Annotated in this window: 23 protein-coding genes; 11 read left to right on the top strand and 12 right to left on the bottom strand. The window is 68.7% G+C overall.

Annotated elements, in window-relative coordinates; translation table 11 throughout:
- Nucleotides 1-4 precede the first annotated feature (4 nt).
- From BXA00_RS25950 to BXA00_RS25915, 8 genes are all read left to right on the top strand, one after another.
- Nucleotides 5-973 (top strand): ABC transporter permease, encoded by a 969-nt coding sequence (locus BXA00_RS25950; protein WP_076521243.1) that lies wholly within the window; start codon nucleotides 5-7, stop codon nucleotides 971-973.
- On the top strand, nucleotides 970-1,872 hold the full coding sequence (locus tag BXA00_RS25945) for an ABC transporter permease (protein WP_076521242.1): 903 nt from the start codon (nucleotides 970-972) through the stop codon (nucleotides 1,870-1,872). Before BXA00_RS25950 ends, BXA00_RS25945 begins: the two co-directional genes overlap by 4 nt.
- Nucleotides 1,869-2,870 carry an ABC transporter ATP-binding protein gene (locus BXA00_RS25940; RefSeq protein ID WP_083714343.1) on the top strand — a complete coding sequence of 334 codons (1,002 nt, stop codon included), beginning with the start codon at nucleotides 1,869-1,871 and terminating at the stop codon, nucleotides 2,868-2,870. The genes BXA00_RS25945 and BXA00_RS25940 overlap by 4 nt, the downstream gene beginning before the upstream one ends.
- A complete protein-coding gene (locus tag BXA00_RS25935) occupies nucleotides 2,867-3,889 on the top strand; it encodes an ABC transporter ATP-binding protein (RefSeq protein ID WP_076521241.1) in 1,023 nt (340 codons plus the stop codon). The genes BXA00_RS25940 and BXA00_RS25935 overlap by 4 nt, the downstream gene beginning before the upstream one ends.
- Before the next feature lie 78 nt (nucleotides 3,890-3,967).
- Nucleotides 3,968-5,623: an amidohydrolase gene (locus BXA00_RS25930; RefSeq protein WP_076521240.1), complete on the top strand. Its 1,656-nt coding sequence runs from the start codon at nucleotides 3,968-3,970 to the stop codon at nucleotides 5,621-5,623.
- 1 nt (nucleotide 5,624) lies between these two features.
- Nucleotides 5,625-6,629, top strand: a complete 1,005-nt coding sequence (locus tag BXA00_RS25925) for a GTP-binding protein (protein ID WP_076521239.1) — start codon at nucleotides 5,625-5,627, stop codon at nucleotides 6,627-6,629.
- A gap of 120 nt (nucleotides 6,630-6,749) precedes the next feature.
- Complete coding sequence (locus BXA00_RS25920) at nucleotides 6,750-7,142, top strand: nuclear transport factor 2 family protein (RefSeq protein ID WP_076521238.1); 393 nt, start codon at nucleotides 6,750-6,752, stop codon at nucleotides 7,140-7,142.
- Nucleotides 7,143-7,150: 8 nt separating this feature from the next.
- Nucleotides 7,151-8,566: an FAD-binding oxidoreductase gene (locus BXA00_RS25915; RefSeq protein WP_076521237.1), complete on the top strand. Its 1,416-nt coding sequence runs from the start codon at nucleotides 7,151-7,153 to the stop codon at nucleotides 8,564-8,566.
- Nucleotides 8,567-8,587: 21 nt separating this feature from the next.
- Here the strand turns inward: BXA00_RS25915 and BXA00_RS25910 are convergent, their stop codons facing one another.
- From BXA00_RS25910 to BXA00_RS25880, 7 genes are all read right to left on the bottom strand, one after another.
- Complete coding sequence (locus BXA00_RS25910) at nucleotides 8,588-10,138, bottom strand: PLP-dependent aminotransferase family protein (protein ID WP_076521236.1); 1,551 nt, start codon at nucleotides 10,136-10,138, stop codon at nucleotides 8,588-8,590.
- Between the two features lie 107 nt (nucleotides 10,139-10,245).
- Complete coding sequence (locus BXA00_RS25905) at nucleotides 10,246-11,073, bottom strand: ABC transporter permease subunit (RefSeq protein WP_076521235.1); 828 nt, start codon at nucleotides 11,071-11,073, stop codon at nucleotides 10,246-10,248.
- Nucleotides 11,066-11,899 carry a taurine ABC transporter ATP-binding protein gene (locus tag BXA00_RS25900; protein ID WP_156902871.1) on the bottom strand — a complete coding sequence of 278 codons (834 nt, stop codon included), beginning with the start codon at nucleotides 11,897-11,899 and terminating at the stop codon, nucleotides 11,066-11,068. The genes BXA00_RS25905 and BXA00_RS25900 overlap by 8 nt, the downstream gene beginning before the upstream one ends.
- A 41-nt stretch (nucleotides 11,900-11,940) precedes the next feature.
- Nucleotides 11,941-12,972, bottom strand: a complete 1,032-nt coding sequence (gene tauA, locus BXA00_RS25895) for a taurine ABC transporter substrate-binding protein (protein WP_076521234.1) — start codon at nucleotides 12,970-12,972, stop codon at nucleotides 11,941-11,943.
- A 267-nt stretch (nucleotides 12,973-13,239) separates the two neighbouring features.
- Nucleotides 13,240-13,785, bottom strand: coding sequence for a GTP cyclohydrolase I FolE (folE, locus tag BXA00_RS25890; RefSeq protein ID WP_076521233.1), 546 nt, complete (start codon nucleotides 13,783-13,785; stop codon nucleotides 13,240-13,242).
- Nucleotides 13,786-13,927: 142 nt separating this feature from the next.
- The gene (locus tag BXA00_RS25885; protein WP_076521232.1) at nucleotides 13,928-14,584 is read right to left on the bottom strand and encodes a response regulator transcription factor; all 657 of its coding nucleotides are present in this window, start codon (nucleotides 14,582-14,584) and stop codon (nucleotides 13,928-13,930) included.
- Complete coding sequence (locus tag BXA00_RS25880; RefSeq protein WP_076521231.1) at nucleotides 14,581-16,002, bottom strand: cache domain-containing protein; 1,422 nt, start codon at nucleotides 16,000-16,002, stop codon at nucleotides 14,581-14,583. Before BXA00_RS25880 ends, BXA00_RS25885 begins: the two co-directional genes overlap by 4 nt.
- A 313-nt stretch (nucleotides 16,003-16,315) precedes the next feature.
- Between BXA00_RS25880 and BXA00_RS25875 the strand changes: the two genes are divergently transcribed.
- Both BXA00_RS25875 and BXA00_RS25870 read left to right on the top strand, forming a co-directional pair.
- Entirely contained in the window at nucleotides 16,316-18,403 is a 2,088-nt protein-coding gene (locus BXA00_RS25875) for a carbon starvation CstA family protein (RefSeq protein ID WP_076521230.1), read from the top strand.
- Nucleotides 18,404-18,424: 21 nt separating this feature from the next.
- A complete protein-coding gene (locus BXA00_RS25870) occupies nucleotides 18,425-18,637 on the top strand; it encodes a YbdD/YjiX family protein (RefSeq protein WP_085945451.1) in 213 nt (70 codons plus the stop codon).
- 638 nt (nucleotides 18,638-19,275) lie between these two features.
- On the opposite strand, the gene BXA00_RS25865 is transcribed toward BXA00_RS25870, so the two are convergent.
- The 4 genes from BXA00_RS25865 to BXA00_RS25850 are packed head-to-tail and all read right to left on the bottom strand — an operon-like array spanning nucleotide 19,276 to nucleotide 22,885.
- Nucleotides 19,276-20,484 (bottom strand): MFS transporter, encoded by a 1,209-nt coding sequence (locus BXA00_RS25865; protein WP_076521229.1) that lies wholly within the window; start codon nucleotides 20,482-20,484, stop codon nucleotides 19,276-19,278.
- A gap of 40 nt (nucleotides 20,485-20,524) precedes the next feature.
- Entirely contained in the window at nucleotides 20,525-21,055 is a 531-nt protein-coding gene (locus tag BXA00_RS25860) for a RidA family protein (protein ID WP_076521228.1), read from the bottom strand.
- Complete coding sequence (locus BXA00_RS25855; protein WP_076521227.1) at nucleotides 21,043-21,924, bottom strand: PhzF family phenazine biosynthesis protein; 882 nt, start codon at nucleotides 21,922-21,924, stop codon at nucleotides 21,043-21,045. The genes BXA00_RS25860 and BXA00_RS25855 overlap by 13 nt, the downstream gene beginning before the upstream one ends.
- A complete protein-coding gene (locus BXA00_RS25850; RefSeq protein WP_076521226.1) occupies nucleotides 21,917-22,885 on the bottom strand; it encodes a tripartite tricarboxylate transporter substrate binding protein in 969 nt (322 codons plus the stop codon). Before BXA00_RS25850 ends, BXA00_RS25855 begins: the two co-directional genes overlap by 8 nt.
- Before the next feature lie 217 nt (nucleotides 22,886-23,102).
- Between BXA00_RS25850 and BXA00_RS25845 the strand changes: the two genes are divergently transcribed.
- Complete coding sequence (locus tag BXA00_RS25845) at nucleotides 23,103-23,891, top strand: helix-turn-helix transcriptional regulator (RefSeq protein ID WP_076521225.1); 789 nt, start codon at nucleotides 23,103-23,105, stop codon at nucleotides 23,889-23,891.
- Nucleotides 23,892-23,915: 24 nt separating this feature from the next.
- On the opposite strand, the gene BXA00_RS25840 is transcribed toward BXA00_RS25845, so the two are convergent.
- A complete protein-coding gene (locus BXA00_RS25840) occupies nucleotides 23,916-24,416 on the bottom strand; it encodes a hypothetical protein (protein ID WP_076521224.1) in 501 nt (166 codons plus the stop codon).
- Between the last annotated feature and the right edge of the window lie 56 nt (nucleotides 24,417-24,472).

Here is a 24,472-nt window from a genome sequence, read left to right as displayed (position 1 = left end):
CGTCATGCTGCGATATCTCGCGCGACGCCTGGCCTACGCCGCGATCCTGCTGCTGGCCGTGGTGACGCTGAATTTCCTGCTCATCCACATTTCGCCGGGCGACCCCGTGGAGACCATCGCGGGGTCCATGGGCGGCATCAGCGAAGACCTGCGCGCCCAGTTGCGCGTGCAGTACGGGTTGGACAAGCCTTTCCTCACGCAACTGGGCATCTACCTGTCGCAGGTGCTGCGGGGCGATCTGGGCTATTCCTACTTCTTCAATGTGTCCGTCGCCCAGCTGATCTGGGACCGCGTGCCCGCCACGCTGCTGCTGGTGGTGACGTCGGTGACCGCCGCCTTCCTGGCCGGCACGCTGCTGGGCACGCTGGCCGCCCGCAAGCCCAACGGCGCGCTGTCGCAGGGCATCACGCTGCTGTCGGTGGTGGGCTATTCCGCGCCGGTGTTCTGGACGGGCATCATCCTCATCATCCTGTTCGCCTCGATGCTGCCGATCTTTCCGGTGTCCGACATGCGATCGGCGGGCGGTCCGCAGGACGGGTGGGCGGGCGTGGCGGACGTGCTGCACCACCTGGTGCTGCCGGCGTTCACCCTGGCTTTCGTCTACCTGGCGCAGTACAGCCGGCTGGCGCGCGCCAGCGTCATGGACGCCTTGTCGGCCGACTACATCCGCACCGCGCGCGCTAAGGGCCTGCCCGAAAGCACCGTCCTCTACAAGCACGCGCTGCGCAACGGCGTGCTGCCGGTGGTGACCATGCTGGGCCTGCAGTTCGGCAACGTGCTGGCCGGGGCGATTCTGGTGGAGACGGTCTTCAACTGGCCGGGGCTGGGACGCCTGGCGTTCGACTCGGTGCTGCGCCGCGACTATCCGACCCTGCTCGGCATCCTGCTCTTTGCCTCGTTGCTGGTCGTGGTGATGAACCAGCTCACCGATCTGGCCTACCGCCTGATCGATCCCCGGATCAAGACATCATGAGACCCGCACCCCTTGCCATGCCCGGCGCCGCGCGCGACGACGCCCGGCCCAAGCCGCCGCCCCGGCCGTCCTACGAGGCGCTGCGCGTCTTTGCGCGCAACCCCAGCGCGCTGGCCGGCGTGCTGCTCCTGGCCGCGATCCTGGCGCTGACGATCTTCGGCCCGATGGCGATGCAGGCCGATCCGTTCGAGATTGCCGCGGCGCCCATGGAGCCGCCTGGCGGCGAGATGCTGCTGGGGTCGGACTACCTGGGGCGCGACGTGCTGACCGGCATGATCTACGGCGGGCGCGCGACGCTGCTGGTGGGCGTGGTAGCCGCGGTGCTGTCCATGGCCATCGGCATTACCATCGGCGCGCTGGCGGGCTATTACGGCGGCTGGATCGACGAAACGCTGATGCGCATCACGGAATTCTTCCAGGTGCTGCCCACCTTGCTCTTTGCCATGGTGCTGGTGACGCTCTTCACGCCGTCGCTGGCCACCATCGCGGTCGCCATCGGCGTGGTCAGCTGGACGGGCACCGCGCGCCTGGCCCGCGGCGAGTTCCTGCGGCTCAAGCGGCGCGAGTACGTCCTGGCGGAAAGGGTGATCGGCGCCGGCGACGCGCGCATCATCTGGCGCGTGATCCTGCCCAACGCGCTGGCGCCGCTGATCGTGTCGGCCACGCTGGCCATCGGCACCGCGATCCTGTTCGAGGCGGGCCTGTCGTTCCTGGGGCTGGGCGATCCCAACGTGATGAGCTGGGGGCTGATGATCGGCAGCAACCGCCCCTACATCCTGACCGCATGGTGGGCGGTGACCTTGCCCGGCGCGGCCATCTTCCTGACCGTGCTGGCCGTCAGCCTGATCGGCGACGGCCTGAACGACGCCCTCAATCCGAACTCCCGGGGCCGGGCATGAACGCCGCCGACATGGCCCCTGTACTGGAAGTGGACGGCCTCAGCCTGGCGTTCCACACGCGCGGCCGCGCCGCCGAGGTGTTGAGCGACGTGAGCTTCGACCTGCGTCCCGGCGAAACGCTGTGCCTCGTGGGCGAGTCCGGCTGCGGCAAGAGCATGACGGCGCTGGCCATCATGCGGCTGATTCCGCCGCTGGCGCGGATCGGGGCGGGCCGGGTGCGGGTGCGCGGCGCGGACCTGGCCATGCACGACGACGAGGCGATGCGCCGCGTGCGCGGCAACAACATCTCGATGATCTTCCAGGAACCCATGACGGCGCTCAATCCGGTGTACACGGTGGGCGACCAGATCGGCGAGCCGCTGCGGCTGCACCAGGGACTGTCCAAGCGCGAGGCCCGCGAGCGCGCCATCGACATGCTCAAGTCCGTCGGCATTCCGTTGCCGGAGCGGCGCGTGGACGATTATCCGCACCAGTTGTCGGGCGGCATGCGGCAACGGGTGATGATCGCGATTGCCCTGGCCTGCGACCCGGACGTGCTGATCGCCGACGAGCCCACCACCGCGCTGGACGTCACGGTGCAGGCCCAGATCTTCGACCTGTTGCGCGAACAGCAGGCGCGGCGCGGCACCGCCGTGCTGCTGATCACGCACGACATGGGCGCCGTGTCTGAGATGGCGGATCGCGTGGTGGTCATGTACGGCGGGCGCGTGGTGGAGCAGGGCAGCGTCGGCCAGATCCTGGCGCATCCGCGCCATCCGTACACGCAGGGCCTGATCGCCTGCCTGCCGGAGCTGGACCGCGAGCCCGGCGACGAGCGGCCCGACCTGCCCGAGATTCCCGGCGTCGTGCCGTCGGTGTGGGAGCGCGGCCTGGGCTGCCCCTTCGTCGACCGCTGCAGCCACGCCATGGCGCGCTGCAGCCGCGAGTTTCCGCCCATGACCGTGCTGGACGGCGGCCAGGGCGTGTCCTGTTGGCTTTACCCGGAGGCATCGCAATGAGCCAGGCGCATTCGTCATCCCTGTTGTCGGTGCGCGACCTGTCGGTGCATTTCCCGGTGGGCGGCCGCGGGCGCGATGGCAAGCCGGTGGTCGTGCGCGCGGTGGACGGCGTGTCGTTCGAGCTGGAGCGCGGCCGCACGCTGGCCATCGTGGGCGAGTCCGGCTCGGGCAAGACGACGACCGCGCTGTCGGTGCTGCGGCTGGCGGACCCGACCGGCGGCAGCATCCATTTCGACGGCAGCGACCTGACCGCGATGCGCGGGTCGGCGCTGCGCCGGATGCGGCGGCGTCTGCAGCTCGTTTTCCAGGACCCGTATTCGTCGCTCAACCCGCGCCAGCGCGCCGAGGAGATCGTGCGCACGCCGCTGGACCTGATGGGCATCGATCCGCCCGGCGGGCGCGAGGCGCGCGTGGCGCTGATGTTCGAGCTGGTGGGGCTGCGGCCCGAACAGCGCCAGCTCTTTCCGCACCAGTTCTCCGGCGGCCAGCGCCAGCGCCTGAACATCGCGCGGGCGCTGGCCAGCGCGCCCGACCTGATCGTCTGCGACGAGCCGGTGTCGGCCCTGGATATCGCCATCCGCGCACAGATCCTGAATCTGCTGCGCCGGATCCAGCGCGAGCACGGCCAGTCGTTTCTCTTCATCTCGCACGACATGGCGGTGGTGGAGCATGTGTGCGACGACATCGCGGTCATGTACCTGGGCAAGATCATCGAACGGGCCTCGCGCCGCGCGTTTTTCTCGCGGCCGCTGCATCCGTACAGCGTGGCGCTGATGTCCGCCGTGCCGACCGTCAAGGGCGGCCGCGAAACGGCCGCGCGCCGGGTCCGGCTGTCGGGCGATCCGCCCAGCCCGGTCAACCCGCCGCCGGGCTGCCGCTTCGCCGGCCGCTGCCCGGCCGCGCAGGCGCTGTGCGCCACGCGCGAACCCGAGTTGCGGGAAGTCGCGCCGGCGCATCACGTGGCCTGCCATTTCGTCGAGACGCGGGACGGCGTGACGGTGTCGCCGCTGCAGGGCTGAACCGGCCATGCGAACCGTCCGGCCCGCAGCTCGCCAGGCCTCCCGATCCCCAGCTCCCCAGACCGCCAAGGAAATCCGATGAATCCGCCCTCCGGCCAGACCACCCTCTACGTCGCACGATCCATCCTCACCATGAACCCCGCGCAGCCGCGCGCGACCCACGTCGCCGTGCGGGACGGGCGCATCCTGGGCGTGGGCAGCCGCGAGGACCTGGCCGGCTGGGGGCCGGCGCGGGTCGACGACCGCTACGCGGACAGCGTGCTGATGCCGGGGCTGGTGGAAGGGCATTGCCACCTGCCCGAAGGCGGGATGTGGAAGTTCGTGTACGTCGGCTATTACGACCGGCGCGGGCCGGACGGCACGCTGTGGCCGGGGCTGAAAAGCTTCACGGAGGTGGCGGGCCGCCTGCGCGAGGCCGAGCGGTCGCTGGCGCAGGGCGAGACGCTCATTGGCTGGGGCTTCGATCCCATCTTCTTCGGCGGAGACCGCATGAGCATCCACCACCTGGATGCCGTTTCGGCCGAACGGCCCGTGGTGGTGATGCACGCCAGCATGCACCTGATGAACGTCAACACGCCCATGCTGGCGCGCGCGGGCATCGACCGCGACACCGACATCGAAGGCGTGGCGCGGCTGGCGGATGGGCGCCCCAGCGGCGAGCTCTGCGAGTTCGCGGCCATGTTCCCGGTCATGCGGCTGATCGGTAGCCCGTTTCGCACGGTGGGCCTGACCGAAGAGGGCCTGCGGATGTTCGGCAAGGTGGCGCAGTGGGCGGGCGTGACCACCGCCACCGACCTGGTCAACGAGCTGAACGACGACGGGCTGGCGACGCTGGCGCGGGTCACGGCCGAGCCGGACTATCCGGTGCGCATCGTGCCGGCGGCGTCCGCGCTGACCTATGCGGGCGACCCCGCGCGCTGCCTGGAGAAGCTGGCGGCGGCGCGGCGCCTGAACCACGGCAAGCTGCGCCTGGGCATGGTCAAGCTCGTGGTCGACGGATCGATCCAGGGGTTCACGGCCCGGGTGCGCTGGCCCGGCTACTACAACGGCGCGCCCAACGGCATCTGGGTCATCGCGCCCTCGGAGCTGGATGCGATGGTGCAGGCCTATCACGACGCGGGCGCGCAGCTCCACATCCACACCAACGGCGACGAGGCCACGCAGCTTGCCATCGAGGCCGTGGACCGCGCGCTGCAACGCACCCCGCGCCGCGACCACCGCCACACCCTGCAGCACTGCCAGATGGCCGACGCCGCCCAGTTCCGCCGCATGGCCAGCCTGGGCATGTGCGTCAACCTCTTTGCCAACCACATCTATTACTGGGGCGACGCGCACTATGCGCTGACCATGGGACCGGACCGCGCCAACCGCATGGACGCCTGCGCGTCGGCCGCGCGCGCCGGCGTGCCGTACGCCATCCATTCGGACGCGCCCATCACGCCGCTGGGACCGATCTTCACCGCCTGGTGCGCCGTGAACCGGCAGACCGCCTCGGGCCGCGTGCTGGGCGAATCCGAGCGCATCGGCGTCGACGCCGCGCTGCACGCCATCACGCTGGGCGCCGCCTACACGCTGCACATGGACCATCTGGTCGGATCCATCGAAGTCGGCAAGCATGCGGACTTCTGCGTGCTGCGGGACGATCCCACCGCCGTGGCGCCCAAGGACCTGAAGGACCTGGAAGTGCTGGGCACGGTCGTCGGCGGGCATCCGCTGCCGCTGCGGGAAGCGTGAGATGGCGCGCATTCCGCTGACCGTGGTGGGCGGCTTCCTGGGCGCGGGCAAGACCACCTTGCTGAACCATGTGCTGGCGGCCAGTGCGCGGCGCGCGGCGGTGCTGGTCAACGATTTCGGGCCGGTGGACATCGACGCGGGCCTCATCGCAGATCGCGCCGACAACGTGATCCGGCTGGCCAACGGCTGCGTGTGCTGCTCGATGGCGGGCGGGCTGGACGATGCGCTGGCGCGCGTGCTGGCGCTGGACCCCTTGCCGGAGTGGATCGTCATCGAGGCGAGCGGCGTGTCCGACCCGGGGCGCATCGCGCAGGTCGGCATGGCCGACCCGATGCTGCAACTGGAAGGCGTGGTGGTGCTGGCGGACGCCGGCGGCATCCGCGACGCGGCGGGCGATCCCCTGCTGGCCGATACCGTGCAGCGGCAACTGCGCGCAGCGGACCTGCTGGTGCTGAACAAGACCGACCTGGCCTCGCCCGCCGACCTGGCGGCGTTGCGTGCCTGGCTGCGCGAGACGAGCGGTGGCGCGCCCGTCGTCGAGACCCGCGAGGGGCGGATTGACCTGCGGTATCTGAGCGGCGAGGCCGTGGCGCCGGATGCGGGACACGGCGGCGCGGACCACGTCTGCGATGGGCGGTGCGCGCATGCGGCGCCGCGGCTCGATCCGACCGCGCCGGCGCATCCGTTCCAGGGCTGGTTATGGCGCGCGCCCGCGCTGCTGGATGCCGACGCGCTGGCTGCGCGCCTGCGGCGACTGCCGCGCGACGTGCTGCGCGCCAAGGGTTGGGTCCGCACCGACCGCCACGGCTGGGTGCTGGTGCAACTGGCCGGACGGCGCGTGCGCTTTGACACGCAGGCGCGCAGGCCGGCTGGCGTGCAGGCGCCGTCGCTGGTGCTGATCGGCATGCGCGGGGGCATCGATCTGGATTGCATCGCCGCGTCGCTCGATCCGGCTGCGATGGCGGACGCCGGGTTGGCGGCCCCGGAGGCCGCGCACGCGCGCTAGCGCCGGTTGCTGGTGCAAGCGATTCCCCGCGTCTGGTCCTAGTCCCCGGCATGCCCCGCACGTACCTTGAGGGTTCAGCGTGGACGCATCTCGCGCCGCGCCAGAGAAGGAGGGTAGGCAATGCAAAAGACCGTCACCGTGGACATGCTGGCCGAGTTTGCGGCCGCCTGGAACCGGCACGACATCGACGCCCTGATGTCGTTCATGAGCGACGACTGCGTGTTCGAGACCGTGGGCGGACCCGAACAGTACGGCAGCCGCCATTCGGGACCGGAAGCGGTGCGCGCGGCGTTTGCCGCGGCCTGGAAGAATTTCCCGGATGCCCAATGGGAGAACGGCCGGCACTGGGTGGCCGGCGACCGCGGCGTGTCCGAATCCACGTTCCGCGGCACGGCGGCGGACGGATCGCGGATCGAGGCCGACATGGTCGATGTCTTCACCTTCAAGGACGGCAAAATCCGCGTGAAGAACGCCTTCCGCAAGCAGCGTCCGGCCTTGCCTGCCCGGACCTAGACGACGCCATGGATACGCAAATGTCGGCCGGCATTCCCCGCCCGGCGCCCGCGCCCGGCGCCGCCATCAATGCCTACAACCCGGCCTACGACCCGCTGGTGTCGCCGCCCGGCCAGGGGCAGGACTATGCGCCCACCTACTGGGTGGCGACGGCCGGCGCGCCGCCCGAGGACGACGGGCCCATCAACGGAGACATCGACGCCGACGTGGTGATCGTAGGCTCCGGCTTTACGGGCCTGTCGGCGGCGCTGACGCTGGCGCGCGACTTCGGCGTGAAGGCCGTGGTGCTGGAGGCCAACCGCGCCGTGTGGGGCTGCACCAGCCGCAACGGCGGCCAGGGCCAGAATGCGTCCGGACGCCTGTACCGCTCGCAGTGGATCGCGCGCTGGGGCCTGGACACCGCCAAGCGGCTGGATGCGGAGATCCGCGAGGGCTTCGAATACTGGAAGAGCCTGGTGGCGCAGGTGGACTGCGACGCGCAGCCCGGCGGCCACCTGTACACGGCGCATCGCCAGAAGAAAATGGCCTTCCTGGAGAACGAAGCCCGCGTGATGCGCGAGACCTTCGGCTACGACGTGAAAATGCTGACGCGCGCCGAACTGCGGGAACGCTATGTGGATGATCGCGAGGCGGTGGGCGCGATGCACGAGCCGGACGGCGTGGGCGTGCATCCGCTCAAGCTCGCCTACGGTTATCTGCGCCAGGCGCGGGCGCTGGGCGTGCGCATCCATCCGTCCAGCCCGGTGCTGGGCTGGCGCATGGAAAACGGCATGGTGCGGTTGCAGACCCCCGCCGGCACGGTGCGCGCGCGGCGCGTGGCGTTCGCCACCGGCGGCTACACCGCGCAGGGCGTGAACCGGCTGCTGGACAACCGGATCATGCCGGTCCTGTCCAATTCCATGGTGACGCGGGTGCTGTCGCCCGCCGAGCGCGAGGCGGCGGGGTTAAAGAGCACGGTGTTCATCACCGACACCCGGACCTTGCGCTTCTATTACCGGCTGCTGCCCGACGGCCGCATGCAGATCGGCAGCCGCAGCGCGCTGCGCGGGGCGGACGCCGAGAACCCCCGTCACCTTTCGCTGCTGCGCGAAGGGCTGGCGCGCAAGTTCCCGGCGCTGCGCGGCGTGGACGTGGCCTATTCGTGGTGGGGCTGGGTGGACGTCAGCCACGACATGATGCCGCGCGTGACGCAGCCCGATCCGGCGCAGCAGGTGTATTACGCCTTCGGCTACGGCGGCAACGGCGTGGCGTTTTCGGCCCACGCGGGCCGGCGGCTGGCGCAGCGGATGATGGGCCAGGACGGCATCGCCTGGAACCTGCCGATCTACGACACGCCGCTGCCAGGGCACCTGTTTGCGCCGTTCCGCCGAATCGGCCAGGGGTTGCTGTATCGGTGGTACTACTTGCGGGACGAGTTGCTGTAGCGGGGCCGGTGCCAGCGTTCTTCAGCCGGTCGGACAGGCGGCCAGGTCTTGCGCGGCGCGGCGCTGGCCGTCCACCACCCTGGCCAGCCGCGCGATGCCGGGCTCGATGTGTTCCGGACGGATGGACGTGAAGCCCACGCGCAGGAAATTGCGGGGCGCGTTCGCGCCGTCCATGAAGAACACGTCGCCCGGCTCGACGACGACGCCTTCGGCCAGCGCCGCGTCGGACAAGGCGACGGCGTCGAGCCATGCCGGGCCCTGCAGCCAGCACGAGGACGATCCGGTGATGGGAATGACCTTGAAATCCGGCAGGTGCCGGGCCAGGGCCTGCGCCAGCACGGTGCCGCGCTTCTGGTAGGCCTGCGACTGGCGGCGCAGCAGCGAATGGTGGTGTCCCAGCGAGATGAACAGCGAGAACGCGCGCTGGATGTAGGCCGAGGGATGGCGCAGCATCAGGCGGCGCAGCGCGCGCAGTTCGGCGGCCAGCTCGCGCGGCGCGACGATGTAGCCGATGCGCAGCCCGGGCGCGAAGGATTTGGCCAGGCTGCCCACGTAGATGACGCGGCCGTCGCGGTCCAGGCTTTTCAGCGCGGGAATCGCGCCTTCGCCCCAGCGGCTTTCGCTTTCGAAATCATCCTCGATGACCAGGCTGTCGGCCTGCCGCGCCAGCGCCAGCAGGGCGGCGCGGCGTTCCATGGACAGCGTGACGGTGGTGGGGCACTGGTGCCCCGGCGTCACGAAGAGGTAGTCGCAGCCCAGCAGTTGCGTGCCGGTGCGCAGGCCCTGTTCGTCCACCGGCAGGGGCAGCAGGTGGCGCGTGTGGCTGGCAAAGATGTTGCGCGCGTCCGGGTAGCCCGGATCTTCCATGCCGACCACCGTGTCCTCGTTCACCAGCAGGTCGGCCAGCAGGTAGAGCGCGTGCTGCGCGCCCACGGTGATGACGATTTCTTCGGCATCGGCCCAGACGCCGCGGCGCGGCAGCACCTGCGTGCGGATCTGTTCGATCAGCGCGGGGTCGTCATGCGTGATGAGGTCGGGCGCCCAGCTCCGGATGTCCAGCACCGACAGGGCCTTGATGCAGCATTCGCGCCATTCGGCGGTGGGAAAGAGGTCCTGGTCGAACTGGCCGTAGACGAAGGGGTAGGGCTGCTTCTGCCAGTCGCGCGGCTTGGTGATGTTGCGCTGGCGCGAGGGCCGGAAACGCAGGCGCTCGTCCCACCGCACGCCGCAGGATTCGCCGGCTTGCGCGGGCGCGGCGGCTTCGGCGGCCGGGCCCGAATGGCCCTGCATGACGCTGTCGCTGACGAAGTGGCCGCTGCGCTCGCGCGACACCAGGTAGCCTTCGCACACGAGCTGCTGGTAGGCGAACACGACGGTGTTGCGCGCGATGCGAAGCTGGTCGGCCAGATAGCGGCTGGAAGGCACCGGCATGCCGGGCGGCAGATGGCCGCTGAGGATGGCCGACACCAGCATCTGGCGCACGCGCCCCTGCAGGCTGAGGTTGGGCGCGCTGGCTTTTTCGAACAGGCGTTCCCACAACACAGGCTTGAGCATCGAGGCCTGGCTGGACATGGATGGCTCCTTGTGACTGCGGCACGAATGGACGCGCGCTGCCGCGCCCGGTGTTCCTGCCTCAGGATAAAGGAGCCGGATGGGGGAAGGAATGCGGGATTGCCCGGTCAGACGCGCCCCTTCCACGGGATGGCGAAGCGTTCCAGGTAGCGCACCAGCAGATCGAAGGCGAACGCGAAGAGCCCGATCACGATGATGCCCATGATGACGGTGTCGCTGGCCAGGAACTGGGCGGCGTTCAGCACCATGAAGCCCAGGCCCCGGTCCGCCGCAACCATCTCGGCGGCGACCAGCGTGGTCCAGCCCACCCCGATGCCGATGCGCATGCCCGTGAAGATTTCCGGCATGGCCGCCTTCAGGATCACGTGCCAGACGATCTGGCGGCTGGTGCCGCCCATGGCGTAGGCGGCGTGTATCTGTTCGATGGACACCGAGCGCACGCCCGCGCGCGCGGCGATCGCCATGGGCGCGAAGATCGCCAGGTAGATCAGCAGGATCTTCGGGAACTCGCCGATGCCGAACCAGATGATGATGAGCGGCAGATAGGCCAGCGGCGGCAGCGGGCGGTAGAACTCGATCGGCGGGTCGAAGACGCCGCGTGCGTACCGGTTCACGCCCATCAGGATGCCGACGGGGATGGCCGTGACGCAGGCCAGGAAGAACGCGCCGAACACGCGGCCCAGGCTGGCAAGTGCGTGCTCGGTCAGCGTGGAATTGGCCACGCCCTCGGTCATGGCGAAGACGAACTTGTCGTACACGGCGATGGGCGAGGGCAGGAACAGCGGCCGCACCCAGCCGGCGCTGGTGACCAGGAACCACAGCGCGATCAGCGCCAGGCTGGTGAGCAGGCTGATGTGGCCGCTATAGCCCGCGCCCGGCGCCCCGTAGACCTTGCCGGGCGCCGCGGGCGTGTGGCCGGGGCGGCGCTCAGGCATGGAAGGCGTGCGGGGCGGCGGCGCGCTCGTCCCCGTAGATGATGCCGAGGACTTGTTCGCGCATGGCGATGAAGTCGGGACTGGATTTGATGCCACGGCCATCGCGGGTCTCCAGGTAGCGCCGGTTGAAGGCCGGCTCGAACGTGTGCGTGATCCGGCCCGGGCGCGGCGACATGACGATCAGCCGGGAACCCAGGAAGAGGGCTTCTTCCACGCTGTGGGTGATGAAGAAAAACATCTTGTCGGTCTGCCGCCAGATGTCCAGCAGCAGCTCCTGGATGGTCTCCCGGGTCAGCGCGTCCAGCGCGGCCATGGGCTCGTCCATCAGCAGCATGGCCGGGTCGCAGGTCAGCGCGCGCGCGATCCCCACGCGCTGCTGCATGCCGCCCGACAACTGGTAGATCATGTGGCGGTGGAAGTCCTGCAGGCCCACCAGCTCCAGGTTGCGGCGGGCGCGGGCGCGCCGCGTCGCCTTGTCCACGCCTTGCAGCTTGAGCCCGAATTCCGTGTTCTCCAGCACGTTCAGCCAGGGCAGCAGCGCATGCTTCTGGAACACGACGCCGCGGTCGGCGCCCGGACCGACGATGGGCTTGCCGCCCAGCGTGATCTCGCCTTCGGTGGGGGACAGAAAGCCGGCCAGCAGGCTGAGCAGCGTGGTCTTGCCGCAGCCCGACGCGCCCAGCGCGACGACGAACTCGCCCGGCTGGATGGTCAGGTTGACGTCGTGCAGCGCGATGACCGGGCCGCTGTCGTGCAGGCCGGGATAGGTGACGCCGACGCCTTGCGCGCACAGGCGCTGCGCGGCGGTTGTGGACTGCATGGTCATGCCGTTCCCCCTGATCTGTGGGACGCCGCAAGCGCGTGGCCCTACTTGCCGGCGGCCGCTTTCGCGTACTGGTCCGTGACGAAGGGGCTGTAATCGTCCAGCGCCTTGTCGATCTGCTTCTGGTCCTTCAGGAACTTGGCGCTGGCCGCGAAGGCGCGCGCGGCGCCCGAATCCTTGCCGCCGCCCAGCCAGGTGGTGGAGGCCTGTTCCTCCACGGTCGGGAAGACCAGCAGGCCCAGCGCCTCGACGATGTCTTCCGGCTTGCCGCCGATCAGCTTCACGATACCCTTGACCTGCGGGGAATCCGCCGTCCACTTGGCGCCATTGGCGCGATAGTCGGCATAGGACTTGGCCAGCACGCCGGTAAAGGCGGCCATGAACTTCGGGTGCTTCTGCGCCCAGGCCTTGTCGACCACGATGCCGTCGAAGGTGGGCACGCTGGCGGCGCCGATCTGCTCGGAGTCGGCGATGATCTTGCCGGTCTTGGCGATCTCGGTCAGGGCGGGCGGCCAGACGTAGGCGGCGTCGATGTCGCCGCGCGTCCAGGCGGCCACGATCTGCGGCGGCTGCATGTTCAGGATGCGCACGTCGCGGGGCGGCACCTTCCAGACCTGCTCCAGCCCGACCAGCAGGTGAAAGTGCGAGGTGGACACGAAGGGCGTGGCGACACGCTTGCCCTTCAGGTCGGCGGTGCTGTTGATGCCGGACCCGTTGCGCGCCACCAGCGCCTCGGATTTGCCGATGTTGTCCAGGATCCAGAAAAGCTGCATGTCCACGCCGCGCGTCACGCCTGACGTGATGCCGGTCGAACCCAGCACGCCGACCGGCACGTTGCCGGAGGCGAGGGCGGTGGAGATGTCGCCGCCGGACGTGAACTGGCGCCAGTCCACCTGGTAGCCGGCCTCTTTGACCGCCTTGTCGAAACTGCCATCCGCGATCGCGGACAGGAAAGGCCCTACGATGAGCTGGTAGCCGACCACGAGCTTGGTCTGCGCATAAGCTGGCGCGGCGGTCAGCGCGGCGGCCAGGCCGGCCAGGGTGCAGCGGCGTATCAGGCGGTATATCGCGTTCATGGAGATCTCCGGGAGAGAACGGCCGCGCCCCGGCGCGACCGGCTTGCTGGTTCCAGTTTGCCCGGATGGGACCAGAACGCTAGGGCCAGATGTCCGGATCAGTAGGAGCCAAAAGCGCAGGCCTTAACCAAGCCTGAAACGCAGGAGCCCAAAACGGCCGGGCCCGCCTGCCGCGCCGGCGACGCCGGAAACGGCATCGTCGTCGCAGCGGGCGGGCCCGCGATATGCGCCAAAAGGATGAGGGACGGTGTCAGGCACCGCTACCCATCAGCGGATCAGGCTGAGGAATTCGGCGCGGGTGGAGGGGTTGTCGTGGAATTCGCCCAGCATCACCGAAGTGACCATGGAGGAATTCTGCTTTTCGACGCCGCGCATCATCATGCACATGTGCTGCGCTTCGATGACCACCGCCACGCCGGCCGCGCCGGTGACGCTTTGGATCGCCTCGGCGACCTGGCGGCTGAGGTTCTCCTGGATCTGCAGGCGGCGGGCGTACATCTCGACGATGCGGGCCACCTTGGACAGGCCCAGCACCTTGCCGGCCGGCAGATAGGCGACGTGCGCCTTGCCGATGAAGGGCAGCATGTGGTGCTCGCACAGCGAGTACAGCTCGATGTTCTTGACCAGCACGATCTCGCGCGTGTCGGACGTGAACAGGGCGCCGTTGACGATTTCGTCCAGGTCCTGGCCGTAGCCGCGGCACAGGTGGCGCATGGCCTTGGCGGCGCGCGCGGGCGTATCGGCCAGCCCTTCGCGGGACGGATCTTCCCCTAGTGCTTCAAGAATGGCGGTGTAATGCTTTTCCAATGACATGGGGAACTCCTGGCTGCGCGCGCCCTTTGGCGCGGGTGATGCGTATTGTGGCGAGTGGTGATGCGTCGGTGAACGCAAGTCTACCTCAGCGGGGCAGGCAGTCTGCGGGCGGTCCGGCGGCATGTGGGGGTATTGCCGGCATTCAGACCCCGCGATTTTCGACCGCGTATTTGATAAGTTCGGCCTGGCCGTCGATGCTCAGCTTGCGCTTGATGTTCAGGCGGTGCGTTTCCACCGTGCGCACCGACAATCCCAGCAGATGGGCGATCTGCTTGTTGGCGTGGCCGTCGGCAATGTGGCGCAGCACGTCGCGTTCGCGGTGGGTCAGCAGGGTCGCCAGGGCGCTCGCCTGCGACAGCCGGACTGCCGCCGCCGCGCTGAAGTAGCTGCGGCCGGCCATGACCGCCTCGATGGCGGTGATGATTTCCTGCGCCGGTTCATCCTTGAGCAGGTAGCCGCGCGCGCCGGCCTTTACGGCCTGCACCATGTATTCCGGATTGTCGTGCATGGACAGCACCAGGACCGCGATCTGGGGATAGCGCTCATGCAGCAGCTCGGTCAGCTCAAGCCCGCCGACCCCCGGCATGTTCAGGTCCATGAGCGCCAGGTGCGGCAGCGTGCCGCCCAGGGGATCCTCGGCCAGGCAGGCAGCCAGAAAGGCCTGGGCCGCGGCGGCGTTGCCGGCTTCGCCCACGACCCGCAACTGCGGCACCGTTTCCAGGCGCAGGCGCAGGCCGTCGCGCACCAGGGGGTGATCGTCGATCAGCAGGAGGCGGACGGTGTCGGGCAGGTCGGTCATGCTTGGGGATTCGCAAGAGGGGCGCCGGCGGGCGGCAGCGGTAGCCACGCCTGCAAGGTCGTGCCTTGGGCGGTGGAATGGAAGGTCAGGGTGCCGGCCAGCGCGTTCATGCGTTCGCGCATATTGCGCAGGCCGATGCCGCGCTGCGGGTCCTGCTGCACCTCGGCGTCGTCGAAGCCGCGGCCGTCGTCGCTGATGGTCAGGCGCAGATCGCGCGCGGAATAGGCCAGCGTCAGGTCGGCGCGGGTCGCGCCGGCGTGGCGCAGGACGTTGGTCAGCGCCTCCTGGGTCACGCGGAACAGCGCGGTGGCGTAGGCATCGGGCAGCTTGACGGGCTGCCCCGTGGTGCGCAGCGCCACCGCCAGCGGCGGCGCGCCGTCCTCGGCGCGGATGGCGAATTCCCGGCCCAGGTGTTCCAGCGCGGCGGGCAGGCCCAGGTCGTCCAGCAGGGTGGGGCGCAGGTTGTGCGAAATGCGCCGGACCTCGCCCACCGCCGTGTTCAGGCGGTCCAGGGCGCCGCCCAGCGGCGTGTCGATGTGCGCGAGCGCGCGCGGATTGTCCGAATGCGCCTGGCGCAACCGTTCGCGCGCGGCTTCGAGCGACAGCTTGACGGACACCAGCACCTGGCTGATCCCGTCATGCAACTCGCGCGACAGGCGGGCGCGCTCGTCTTCCTGCGAACGCACCACCTGCCGGGCCATCAGGCGCAGCTTGGCGTCGGACTGGCGGTGGTCGCTGATATTGAGGGCCAGGCCGCAGGCCGCCACGCCCAGGATGGACACGGCGGCGATGCCCGCCACCCAGGCGAACATGTCGCGGATGTTGGCCTGCGCGGCGGCGTCGATGCGCACCAGGGCCTGCTCCACGTCGTCCAGGTAGATGCCGGTGCCCAGCATCCAGCCCCAGCGCTCCAGCACCACCACGTAGCCCAGCTTCTCGACGGTGCGGTGGGTGGAGGGCTTTTCCCACAGGTAATGCACCACTTCGCCCTGTTGGCCGCCGCGGCGCGCGGCCGTCAGCAGGTTCTGGATGACGGCCTGACCCTTCGTGTCGCGCAGATTCCAGAGGTCCTGGCCGACCAGTTCCGGCTGGCGCGGATGCATCAGGTTGCGGCCGTGCAGGTCGTAGACGAAGAAATAGCCGTCGTGGCCGAACTCCATCTGCGCCAGCAGGTCCAGCGCCCGCTGGCGAGTGGCCTCGTCGTCGCCCGACGCCTGCAGCGGCGCGATGGCGCTGTAGGCCAGGTTCACGTAGTGGCGCAGCTCGCCTTCCTTGCTGGCAAGCCAGGCGGTTTCGACCACCTGTTTTTCGCGCTGCGCAAGCTGCAGTCCCTGCACGTACACAGCGACCGTGATGGCGGCGACGGCCGCCAGCAGGGGGACCGCCGCGAGCAGCAGGATTTTGAGGCGCAGCTTCATAAGGATTTGTATCAGCGCGGGCTGGGATTGCTGCGGCGCGTCAGGGACGGAGCGCCGGGAGGAAACGCGGAAATTCCCGTGGGATTTTACGTTTTCCACGAAATTTTGCTGCGCCGCACGGCGTAGTAACACGTAGCCGGCTTGCGTAGTTCCGCGCTTGTTGGGGTGGCGCCGCGGCGGAATACTGGCGCCCGCGTCGACGGGACGCAGTGCGGACGTGCGCGTCCGCCACCCCACAACAATGAGTCTGCCTTCCGCGGGACGAAAAAAGCGTTTCACGCCAAGAGCATGGCGGGAGGCAAGAGGAGCACTTATGCATACCAGCAGTAAGGGACTGGGTCAGCACCTGGTCTGGCTGGCGGTTGCGGTACTGGGCGCGTTCGCGCTGGGCACCGTGGCGCTGGCCAGAGGGGAGACCATCAATGCGCTATGGGTGGTGATCGCCGCCGTCTGCGTCTATCTCATCGCCTACCGCTACTACAGCCGGTTCATCGCGCGCAAGGTCTTCCAGCTGGACCCCACGCGCATGACGCCGGCCTGGAAGTACAACGACGGCCTGGACTACGTGCCCACCAACAAGCACGTGCTGTTCGGCCACCATTTCGCCGCCATCGCCGGCGCCGGTCCGCTCGTCGGCCCGGTGCTGGCCGCGCAGATGGGCTATCTGCCGGGCATGCTGTGGATCCTGGCCGGCGTGGTGTTCGCCGGCGCCGTGCAGGACTTCACCATCCTCTTCATCTCCACCCGCCGCGACGGCCGCTCGCTGGGCGACCTGGTCAAGTCGGAACTGGGCAAGATCCCGGGCGTGATCGCGCTGTTCGGCGCGTTCATGATCATGGTCATCATCCTGGCCGTGCTGGCGCTGATCGTCGTGAAGGCGCTGACGCATTCGCCGTGGGGCACGTTCACGGTGGCCGCCACCATTCCCATCGCGCTCTTCATGGGCGTGTACCTGCGCTACATCCGTCCGGGCAAGATCGGCGAAGTGTCCGTCATCGGCTTCCTGGGCCTGATGGCGGCCATCACCTTCGGCCAGGACGTGGCCGCGCACCCGGTCATCGGCCCGATGTTCGACTTCGACGGCAAGGGCCTGACCTGGATCCTGATCGTCTACGGCTTCATCGCCTCCGTGCTGCCCGTGTGGCTGCTGCTGGCGCCGCGCGACTACCTGTCGACCTTCCTGAAGATCGGCACCATCGTGGGCCTGGCGATCGGCATCGTGGTCGTGGCGCCCGAGCTGAAGATGCCCGCGCTGACGCAATTCGTCGACGGCTCCGGGCCGGTGTGGTCGGGCAACCTGTTCCCGTTCCTCTTCATCACCATCGCCTGCGGCGCGGTGTCGGGCTTTCATGCGCTGATCTCCTCGGGCACCACGCCCAAGCTGATCGAAAACGAAACCCAGGCCCGCTACATCGGTTACGGCGGCATGCTGATGGAATCGTTCGTCGCCATCATGGCGCTGGTGGCCGCCTGCGTTATCGAGCCCGGCATCTACTACGCCATGAACAGCCCGGCCGCCGTGATCGGCACGACGCCGGACCAGGTGGCCCAGGTGGTGTCGAGCTGGGGCTTTGTCATCACCCCGGCGGATCTGGTCCAGACCGCCAAGGACGTGGGCGAGAGCACCATCATCTCGCGCGCCGGCGGCGCGCCGACGCTGGCCGTGGGCATGGCCCACATCCTGCACCAGGCGATGGGCGGCCCGGGCATGATGGCGTTCTGGTACCACTTCGCCATCCTGTTCGAGGCGCTCTTCATCCTGACCGCCGTCGACGCCGGCACCCGCGCGGGCCGCTTCATGCTGCAGGACCTGCTGGGCACCTTCGCCCCGTCGCTGAAGCGCACGGACTCGCTGCCCGCCAACCTGATCGCCACCGGCCTGTGCGTGGCGGCGTGGGGCTACTTCCTGTATCAGGGCGTGGTCGATCCGCTGGGCGGCATCAACACGCTGTGGCCGCTCTTTGGCATCGCCAACCAGATGCTGGCCGCGATTGCGCTGACGCTGGGCACGGTGGTCCTGTTCAAGATGAAGCGCGACCGCTACGCCTGGGTGACGGTGCTGCCGACCCTGTGGCTGCTGGCGTGCACGCTGACCGCCGGCCTGCAGAAGCTGTTCCATTCGGACCCGCGCGTGAGCTTCCTGGCCCACGCCGACAAGTACAACGCGGCGATCGCCGAAGGCAAGGTGCTGGCGCCGGCCAAATCGCTGGGCGAGATGTCGCGTGTCGTGATGAACGACTACATCAACGCCGGCCTGTGCGCGATCTTCATCTTTGTGGTTGTCAGCATCGTGGTGTTCGGCCTGAAGTCCGTGCAACGCGCCCGCGACGAAAACAAGCCGACGTCGCGCGAGACGCCGTACGAGACGCTGCCCGCAGCCGCCGCTGCAGGCGCCGACTGATCGCCCACCAGGAGAGGCCGCATGCTGTTCAGCAACATGACTTCGGCAGCCGGCGCCGCCGGCCGGTATCTGGGGCAGACGCTCCGGTTGATGGTCGGCGTGCCGGACTACGAGACGTATGTGGAACACATGCGCCGCACGCATCCTGACCAGGAGCCGATGAGCTACGAGGATTTCTTCCGGGAGCGCCAGGAGGCGCGGTACGGGGGGAAGAAACGGATCGGGTGCTGCTGATTGAAGTTGAAGGCCTTGCTGGTGCGAGGCCTTTTTTTCGGCTATTGGAGTTCTTCGTAGGTCTGCTTGTTCGGGGCCGTTGCATCAGATCTTCGTAGGTCGCCCGACGCCGCGGTCGCCGAGGCGGGGGCGCTTGCGCGCTGACCACGAGGAGCTTGCTGATGGCAGGGGAGTGCCAGCCTCAACAAAAACCCAGATACAGTACAGCCACACGCGAAGCGTCATAGCAACGACGCAAGACCCCGCGTAAGCCCCCAAAGGCCGCCCGCGCGGCCGGCCGGGGGCGGGCCCCGCAAGACGCTCCAACACCCAACCATCGCAGGCAAGAACCTAAAGAACCCCACCCGTCCCAGCGCCCGCAAAGCTGAAACCACAATAGCCCGGTGTGGCGTGGGCCTGGGGTGGGCGGGGCGTTTAGGTGCGCCCGGCGGAATCCGAAGGCAGCCGCCGGAGGCGGCAACGAGGATGAGCACGGGGTAGTCCGGAGCGAAGGCTCCGGACCGCAACCGGAGCCCCGCCCGCCCCAGGCCCACGCCGCGCCGGGCGTCAAAAGAACTCAAAAGCCCGCAAGCCCCCACCTACACTCGCAAGAAAAATCACAGTAGTAGCAAAAATAATCACGATAGAGATACCCCCCATCACCCCCCCAACCCCCGCCGCAACCGATCCGAATACACCACCAACGGCACCGCCCCCACCGCACACACCGCCATGACAAGAAACCCTCCCGGCGCATAGCTGCGATACACCGCACCGCCCAACTGGATACTGGCGAACATGAACACGCCGCCGGAAAGCAGGGCGTACAGGGCAATGGCAGAGGTCTTGCACGCGGCCGGGACGTGGCGCGTGATGTACCACATGATCGCGGCGTTGTTGCCGGCCAGCGTGAAGCACTGCAGCACCTGCAGTCCGCCGATGACGGCAAGGTCCGTCGACGCGGACAGCCCGGCCCAGCGAATGGCGGTCATGATGGCCGACGTCAGGATCAGCCATTGGGCTCCCGTGCGCGCCAGGATGCGCGGCGCCAGGAAAAAGAACACCACCTCGCTCGTCACCCCCACCACCCACAACAGGGAAATCTGCGCCGTGGACAGCCCGTTCGCCGTCCAATGAAGCGTCGAATAGGAATACAGAAACCCATTGCTCGCCTGCACCAGCGACGTCGCCGCGATGCACATCAGAAGGGGGCGATCGCGCAGCACCTCCCGCATCGGAAACCTGACGCGGCCGGCCCCCGCCGCATCAGCCCGGGACGTGTCAGCCCGAAGCTCCGCACCCGCCGGTCGCGCCGCGTGCGGCAAGAAGCGCACGCAGGCCAGGCAAGCCACGATCAGCAGGATCGACAGCCACATCACCCAATCCGCATCGAACGTCTTGATCAGATACCCGCCCGCCACCGTCACCGTCGCAAACCCCAGCGACCCGCACGCGCGCATCACCGTATAGGAATTGCCCTGTCCGCGCCCACTGGCGATCGCCATGCGGTCCATCAGCGGCAGCACGGCCGGGAACACGGCGTTCAAGAGCAGCGTCACCGCCAGCAGGCAGGCCGGCGTCTGGCTGAACGGATAGCAGATGAAGAGAATCAGCGATGCCGCCAGCGCCGACGCAATCAGCCCATGCGCGCGGCCGGTCTGGTCCGCCACGTGGGCCACCACCGGCGTCGACAGAATCTTGGGCAGGAACGACGTGGCGACGATCAGCCCGATCAGCGCCGGGTCCAGGCCCCGGCTGGCGAACCACAAAGGCAGGAACGGGATGCTCACGCCCTGCAGGCCGTAGTACAGAAAGTAAAACCCGTGCAAAGCGATGGCGCCTTGCCTGGCGTCGGGATTGCCGCGCATGGTGCAAGAGGGATCAGAGGGGGATGCGAAGCGGCGTAGCTTACTCCTTGGCGGCGCCCGCTCCCCTTGGCAGCGTGCAATCCTCCAGCAGCGCGCTGATTTCGATTTCGGCCCAGCAACGGCCCGGCAGGCTCGTCACGCCGATCGCGCTGCGGGCCGGACGCGGCATGTGCGGAAACGCCGCTTCCAGCACTTGCGACGCGCCGTCCAGCACCGCGCTGTGTTCTTCGAAATCCGCCTCGCTGCGCAGATAGCCGCGCAATTGCAGGACGGCGCGGATCCGGCCCAAATCGCCCGCGCACGCCAGGCGCAGCGCGCTCAATGCGCTCAGCGCCGCTTGCGCGCAAGCCGTGCGCGCCATGGCCAGATCGGCACCGGGCCGACAGACCCCGACGATGGGCATGCCATCCCGGCGGCTGGCCTGGCCGCTCACGCAGACCAGCGTGGCGCCGTGCAACGACGCCAGATGATAGGGGGCATAGGCGCCGCGCGGGACCGGCGGCGCGGGCAAACGCCAGCCGGCCGCGGCCAGCCGCGACGCTGCCGCGTCGGGGCCGTTCAAGCCATCCATTGCGTTTCGCCGCTCAGCCAGCATCCGGGCGCGTCGCCGCGCCGGCGCAGCTGGATCGCCGACGGCGAGCCCATGGCCACGCCCTGACGAACCGTATACACCTGGTCGGGCGGCACGCTGCCGGTTTCGTTCAAGTAGCCCCACAAGGCCGCGGCCGCAATGCCGGTGGCAGCGTCCTCGGGGTAGCCGGACGCCTTGGGAAACTGCCGCGCGCTGGCGCCGTCCCCGGTCAGCGCATAGGGGTACAGGCCGGTCGAGCCGATGGCCTCGCACACGTCGCGCACGGCGTCGAAGTCGGGCGCCAAAGCGTCCAGCGCCGCCACGGTCGGAAGCCTGACCAGCGTTTTCACGCGGCTCGTGCTGGCGTTGATCATGTGCAGTCCCGGCAGCGCCGGATCAATGCGCAGCACGGCGGCGACCGCGCGGCATTGGGCGGGCGTCATGGCCGACGTGGCGACGGCGGGTTGCGAGACCCAGGCGCGGTTGCCGGCCTCGTCCCACGCGATGTCCACGCTGCCGCTCAAGGTCTGAACGCGCGCATGCGGCGTCGTCCACCGCCCCCACTGGCGCAGCGCCCAGAGCGTGCCGACGGTCGCGTGGCCGCACATTTCCATTTCGTGGCCGGGGACGAAGAAGCGAAGCCGGCACAGGTGGTCATCCAGACCGGCCGGAAAGACAAAGGAAGACTCGTGGCCGTAATGCGCGGCCAGGGCCTGCATCTCGCTTGCCTGCATGCCACGCGCATCAAGCACCAGCGGCACGGGGTTTCCGCCTTGCAGCGGCTGCGTGGAATCGACAAAGACACGCAGCAGCGCCGCTTCGCCGGCAGCGGGCTCGGCGGGCAGGCCGATGGGGTGTAGGTCAGTCAAACTGGACTCCGGTCGTGGTGATGAGATCGCTCCAGAAAGCGAGGTCTTGGGAAACGGTGCGGGTCATGGCCTCGGGCGTGTCGGGACGGACATCGACCCCCTTGGCGGCCAGGTCCGCCGCAATGGCCGGATCCCGCAGCGCCGCGTTCAGCGCAAGATTCATCTTCTGCACGATGGCTGGCGGCGTGCCCTTGGGAAAGGCCAGTCCATACCAGAGGGACTGCGTGTAGGCCGGCATGCCCTGTGCCGCGAACGTGGGGACGCCCGGCAGAATGGGCGTCGCGCGGGTGGTGGCCACGGCGATCAGCTTGCCGCTTTGCACGAAGGGAGCCAGGCCGACGGGGTTGTCGAACATGATGTCGACCTGGCCGCCGATCAGGTCCGTGTAGGCGGGCGCCGCCCCGCGGTAGGGCACATGCGTCAGGTCCAGCTGCTTGTCCTTCTTGAACATTTCACCCAGCAGATGCGACACCGTGCCCGCGCCCACCGAGGCATACGTGCCAACGCGGCGCGCCTTCAGCGCGTCGACCACTTCGGGGACCGTGGTTGCCTTCAGCGCGGGCTGCACCGCGAGGACATAGGGCGAGGTGCCGATGAAGCCGATGTAGTCGAAATCCTTTTCCGGGTTGTACGGCAGGTTCTTGTAGAGCTTGGCGGCCAGCGCGGTGGTGCTGGTCGTCACGGCGAGCGCGGTATGGCCGTCTGGCTTGGCGCGGGCCGCCTGGCCCGACCCCACCGTTCCGCCCGCGCCGCCGGTGTTCTGGATGATCACCGTCTGGTGCAACGCGCGCGATAGCGCCGGCTGCAGCGTGCGCACCACGAGGTCCGTGCCGCCTCCAGGCGGGAAGGGCACGATCAGGGTGACCGGCTTGTCCGGCCATTGGGACTCGGCCAGGGCGCGGGTGGCCGGCAACGCCATCACGGCGGCAGACAGCAATGCGATGGGTAGTGCGCGGTTCATGGTTTTTCCCCTTGTCTGGTTTCAACGATCCAGATCGTAGGCAGGGGCCGGCATGCCGGCGAACCGAGGCGCGACAACGGATGATCCCGCACGCGACAGGGGCAACGCGGCCGCGATGGGGCGCTTGCGGGAATTGCGCCACGCGCCGATACTGGCTCGACGGCCAATCCGGCCGTTGGCTGCCTCGCCTGATCCCGCCTTCGCCCAGCAAGCCCTCATGCCGCGTTCCGTCCCGCTTTCCTCCAAACAGGACCTGATTGCCCAGACAGGGTTTGCGCTCGCCGCCAGCCGGCAGCCGCGTTACGCCTTTCATTGGCATGAGCACGACTGCGCCATGCTGCTATGGCCGCGCGCCGGCGCCCTGGACAGCGCCTGGCGGGATGAGACCGGCGCGCGCCAGCGCTGCCGGCTGGTCAGGGGGCACGCTCTGTTGCTGCCTTCCCATGTTGAACACAGCACGCGGTCCGAAAGCGTGGCGCAGCAGCATGGGGAGCTCTATCTGGCCCCGGAACTGCTGCGGGCCTGCCGCGCCGGCGGACTGATGCAGCTGGACGGCGCCGCGCAGGCGATGCTGGATGCGCTATGGATGCCGGCGCTGTCGCCGTCGGCGCTGCCCGCGCTGGTGACGGCGCTTATCACCCAGCTCGACGCCAGTCACAGGCTGCAGGCCCGGACCCATGCGCAGCCGCCGCTGCCGCTGGCGCACCAATGGATGGCGCTGCTGCGTCAACGCCTGGAGGCCGGCCAGCCGTTGCCGGCGATTGCCGATTCGGCCGCCATCCTTGGCGCCACGACACGCACGCTGCAGCGCGCCTGCATCCAGTCCTATGGCCGATCTCCCATCGCCTTGCGCCGCCTGGTGCTGGCGCAGGCGGCGCGCCGGCGTCTCGCGCTGGGCGAGCCGGTCGCCAGGGTCAGCGCAGACCTGGGATTTTCCAGCAGCGGGCATCTGGGGCGGCTGCTGCGGGCAGTGGATGAGGCGGACGACGGCGTCTGGGCTCAGTAGGCCAGGGGCCGGCGTTCGCGCCTGTCAGCCTTGCTTGCCGAACCCGCCCGCCGCCCACGCCGACGCGCGATCCACAGTCAGCTTATACGTCGGCGGCACGCGGATTTCGGCCAGCGATTCCCCGAATTCGTCATAGGCGCTCAGCACGGCATAGGGCTCGTCTTCATCGGGAACGATATCCAGCTTGACGGTCAGGCGGCCGTCGTCGGTATCGATCTTCACGCTCTTGTGCAGCGTGGCATGCAATTGCTGTTCATGGCGGCGCAAGACTTCATTGGCCGTCTTGACCAGCGTGATGAAGGCCGGCGAGTCGAGCGGCTTGGGGTTCTTCTTGTCGCGGCCCATGGTCCAGGGACCCACGAGGGCGGGCTCGGCCTGGCCGTCCTTGGTCATCTCGACCGCCCAGCCGTCGTCGTCTTCGTTCTTGATGATGCGTGCCGTCCAGCCGTCGTCGCGCCAGAGCGTGGCTTGCTGTTCCTTGGGTGCATCGGAAATGCCGCTATCCGGCATGAGGGTGTCGTTCACTGCGTACTGCTCCTGAAGAATGGGGCGGCGCGGACTTGCCGGGCCACCCGCACTGT

Source organism: Achromobacter sp. MFA1 R4 (genome assembly GCF_900156745.1).
Lineage (GTDB): Bacteria > Pseudomonadota > Gammaproteobacteria > Burkholderiales > Burkholderiaceae_B > Achromobacter.
This window is presented reverse-complemented; position numbering and strand designations above follow the sequence as displayed.